This is a genomic window from Psychrobacter pasteurii, assembly GCF_900162815.1.
In the GTDB taxonomy this organism is placed as follows: Bacteria; Pseudomonadota; Gammaproteobacteria; order Pseudomonadales; family Moraxellaceae; genus Psychrobacter; species Psychrobacter pasteurii.
This window is the reverse complement of sequence record NZ_FUGD01000149.1, coordinates 1-3,389: the sequence shown is the minus strand read 5'-3', so window position 1 is coordinate 3,389 and position 3,389 is coordinate 1. Positions and strand designations below refer to the sequence as shown.

Here is a 3,389-nt window from a genome sequence, read left to right as displayed (position 1 = left end):
TGAGAACTTAACGAAAGATGAGTTCTTTGAGAAATGCCAAAGTGTGAATGATTTGGTATTCCAAACGGTGCAAAAATACGGCGGCTCGGTATCAGCAGAACACGGTGTGGGCATGACCAAAAAGCCTTATCTAAACTACAGCCGCAGTGAGACTGAGATTGAGTATCTGAAAGAGCTTAAGAAGGTGTTTGATCCTAATGGGATTATGAACCGGGGTAAGATTTTTGATATCTAAAATGGCTTTATAGCGTAATTAAATACAGCAGCAAAGCTTATTGTTATTGTCGTGCACGTTATAAAAAAGACGCCTTATTATAATAAGGCGTCTTTTTATTTGCAGCAGATTTGACTGGCTAAAAGCTAAATAACAGATAGATAGCCACAATGGTCAAAACAGCCAACACACTTTGCACTAAGATAAAGGCTTGGTGCGGTCCAGCCACATGCTGAATCATATTTCCTAAAGCATTAAGACTAATGCCTGACTCTTGAACATGCGGCGGCGTTTCAATTTGTTGAATGGCGTGCAAAAACTCTTCGGCTTCTTCACTGTCCCATTGGCTTGGTTTAAACGGTAAGAATTTAGACAAGGTATTAGCCTGTTTTTTGGTCTCCGGAGACCAAAGCCATCGCTCTAAAAACACTAGACGCATCGCCCAGTTATTAAACTCTCGCTCCTCAATAGGATGCACCAGAAGCACTTTCGTCTCTTTATGCCGATTGTCATCAAAAATGCTCTGCAGTAAAGGCAGTACTACCCTCTTTTGTCCTTCCACGCATTGTAAAAATTGACCGTTGCCATAGCAGAGTGTCCCAGTAATCCCGTTTTGTTGATTATAACAACGAGCATCCTGCTCAACGGTCTGGAAAATAGAGGGTCGAAAGCGACTTTGTAGGGTCAAGCTGCTAACATAGACCAAACGAATCAAAGCATCGTCTTCTATCTTGCTTAGCGCAGCAGCTGTGCTGTGTTCGTGTAGAGGCATAATTTAGTCCTTAGTATGCTTCACAGTCTTTTATCCAACGTAGGATTCAAATGGGGCATACACAATTTAATGCCAATAATACAATAAATTACGATTTTTATATACTAATTAACAATCATAATTGAGTTTTTGTTTTTTCCTTTCTCTCAAAACAACCCGGCCTATTTATAATAATTGCTCATTTTTCTAAAACAGACAGACTCACTGATGAAATCAGCTTAATCTCTGACATAAAGGCAAGTAAACGTATAACAGCGGATTAACAACAAAAATAAATAGTTTACAATTTTTCAGTTTCTATCTGCCTTCTTGCCCTTATAATATGTTTTTTTATATCACTTTAATGCTGATTACTAACGGTAAACAGCCTCAATTCTATTTATAATTATTTACCTCTGCTTATTGATAAGACTGCTTAAATGGGTAGCTCTTTGATAGCCTCTTTATATTTATAAATAGCTTTAATGCTCTATCCTCTATAACCAAACTTTTATATCCTCGCGACGAGTAACCCCATGACACAAAAAACTGAAGACTTTCACTTAAAAATAGCTGAAATCAAGAAAAAAGATTATCCCCAATTAAAAACTTTAATGGACCGAGTTTATGCCAACTTGGGCGGTGCTTGGTCAAAAAACACCATTCATACTTTGATTGATTCCTTCCCTGAAGGACAAATCGCCTTATTTGACCATGATAAATTAATCGGTATGGTCCTAACCATGCGCGTCAATTATCAAAAGTTTTCTAACCCTCATACTTATGATGACTTACTGGGGCAACGTGAGATTATTAAAGATGATCCCAAAGGCGATGCGTTGTATGGTATTGATGCCCTAATTGATCCGGATTATCGTGGCTATCGCTTGGGTCGCCGTCTTTATGACGCCCGTAAAGAGCTGTGCCGTCAAATGAACTTCCGTGCTATTTTGGCAGGCGGCCGTATTCCTAAATACCACAATCACCAAGACTTGACGCCAGGTGAATATATCGATGCTGTTGAAAACCGTGAGATATACGACCCGACTTTATCTTTTCAGCTGTCAAATGGCTTTATTGTTAAACGTATATTGACCGGCTATCTTCCTGATGATAAGCAGTCTAAAGGCTTTGCCACTTTATTAGAGTGGGCCAATATTTATTATGAGCCACAAGAATATAAGCCAAACACTCGTAAAACTGATGTCCGTATCGGCGGTATTCAGTGGCAAATGCGTGAGGTAGAGTCTCCTGAAGAGTTGCTACAACAAGTTGAGTTCTTCGTTGATATTATGGCCGACTATAACGCCGACTTCGCCTGCTTACCTGAGTTCTTTAATGCGCCGCTTATGGGACTGTGTGAATCTACCGATCAAAACATTGCCATTCGCTTTTTGGCTGATTACACCGAGTGGTTCAAAAACGAAATTTCAAACTTAGCAGTGAGCTATAACGTTAACGTCATTACTGGTTCTATGCCTTTATTTGATGAAAACGAAGAAGTGCTTTATAACGTCAGCTATCTATGCCGCCGTGATGGAACAGTAGAAGAACAACGCAAAATCCACATCACTCCGCACGAGCGTAGCGCTTGGGTTATTGAAGGCGGCAACAAGGTACAAGTCTTTGATACCGATGCTGGCCGTATTGGCATTTTAATTTGTTATGATGTAGAGTTCCCTGAGCTTGCCCGTCTGTTAGCCTTAGAAGACATGGATATCTTGTTCGTTCCATTCTGGACAGATACCAAAAACGGCTACTTACGTGTTCGCCACTGTGCTCAAGCTCGCGCCATTGAAAACGAATGCTATGTCATGATCTGTGGCTCAGTAGGCAACTTGCCTCAAGTTGAAAGTTTAGACATTCAGTATGCTCAGTCTTCTGTATTCTCTCCCTCTGACTTTGCTTTCCCGCACGATGCAATCATGGCGGAAACCACAGCCAACACGGAAATGGTCTTCTTCTCAGATTTAGACTTAGACAAGCTTATTCATGTGCGTAACGAAGGCTCAGTAAATAACTTAAAAGATCGCCGAGAAGATCTATTTACCCTAAAGTGGAAGAAAAAAGCCAAGCAGTCTGTGGAAGACAGCTCGTCAGAAGAGCTAAAAGAGAATTCTCGTAGCGTAAGAGATGGCGACCCTATGCATAATAGAGCCACTAAGCCTTTTTAATTAAAGGCTTGGTAGGATAGTAGGCTTGATAGGATATTTCTCTGGCTTTAGTACCCACTTATTTATTAAAGATATGAATAACTATGACACAGGATCAAAAGTCAGTAGAAGATGATCAGCTCAATGATAAGCTGTCCCGTAACAAGCTGTCTAATACCAATTCCACAAAATAAGGTACAATACAACCAACTCAACAACATAATAGAATCATATGCCGAAAAAGACCCCTAGAAATCATAAACTCACAGAC

The 3,389-nt window shown here is 40.2% G+C and carries 3 protein-coding genes; 2 read left to right on the top strand and 1 reads right to left on the bottom strand.

The features are described 5' to 3' along the window. On the top strand, nt 1–235 hold a 235-nt coding region (locus A1232T_RS12650), incomplete at its 5' end, for an FAD-linked oxidase C-terminal domain-containing protein (RefSeq protein WP_279625898.1). A 118-nt stretch (nt 236–353) separates the two neighbouring features. On the opposite strand, the gene A1232T_RS12645 is transcribed toward A1232T_RS12650, so the two are convergent. Beyond that, nucleotides 354–986: a BLUF domain-containing protein gene (locus A1232T_RS12645; RefSeq protein WP_077449736.1), complete on the bottom strand. Its 633-nt coding sequence runs from the start codon at nt 984–986 to the stop codon at nt 354–356. Nucleotides 987–1,501: 515 nt separating this feature from the next. On the opposite strand from A1232T_RS12645, the gene A1232T_RS12640 reads away from it, so the two are divergent. Beyond that, nucleotides 1,502–3,139, top strand: a complete 1,638-nt coding sequence (locus A1232T_RS12640) for a carbon-nitrogen hydrolase family protein (RefSeq protein WP_077449735.1) — start codon at nt 1,502–1,504, stop codon at nt 3,137–3,139. Nucleotides 3,140–3,389 lie beyond the last annotated feature (250 nt).